The sequence below is a fragment of the Pseudomonas sp. RA_35y_Pfl2_P32 genome (genome assembly GCF_963970735.1).
Classification (GTDB): domain Bacteria; phylum Pseudomonadota; class Gammaproteobacteria; order Pseudomonadales; family Pseudomonadaceae; genus Aquipseudomonas.
In genome coordinates, this window is sequence record NZ_CAXAQF010000273.1 from 1 (window position 1) to 478 (window position 478).

Here is a 478-nt window from a genome sequence, read left to right on the forward strand (position 1 = left end):
CGCTTGCGGTCAAGGCGAACAAGGAAATGGTCAATGCCGCGTTCGACACCACGCTGGCGATGGGCGTGCAATTCGAGCGGCGGCTGTTCCACGCGCTGTTCGGCACTGACGACCAGAGCGAGGGGATGACCGCCTTTGTCGAGAAGCGGCAGGGGGTGTGGACGGGGAAGTAGCACCAATTCCCCTCCCGTTTACGGGAGGGGTTAGGGGAGGGGGGTCCGGGTGATAAGCACTCGGCTAGCGGCGTGACTGCCCTCCCCCAGCCCCTCCCGCTGTGCGGGAGGGGAGTGAGAAAAAATAGGAGAGAGAGATGACTCGGATCGCCTTTATCGGGCTTGGCAATATGGGCGGCGGGATGGCTGCGAACCTCGCCAAAGCGGGGCATGATGTCCGCGCGTTCGATCTGTCGGCAGATGCGCTCGATCGCGCCAAGGCGGCTGGGTGCCTGCCGATGGCGAGCGTCGCGGAAGCGGCTGAT

2 protein-coding genes are annotated in these 478 nt (G+C 64.4%); both read left to right on the forward strand.

Annotated elements, in window-relative coordinates:
• Window positions 1-173 (forward strand): enoyl-CoA hydratase-related protein (locus AACY45_RS28230; RefSeq protein WP_339548759.1); only part of this gene is annotated, 173 nt, incomplete at its 5' end.
• A gap of 137 nt (window positions 174-310) precedes the next feature.
• Window positions 311-478, forward strand: a 168-nt coding sequence (locus AACY45_RS28235; protein ID WP_339548760.1) for an NAD(P)-binding domain-containing protein, incomplete at its 3' end; no start/stop codon positions are given.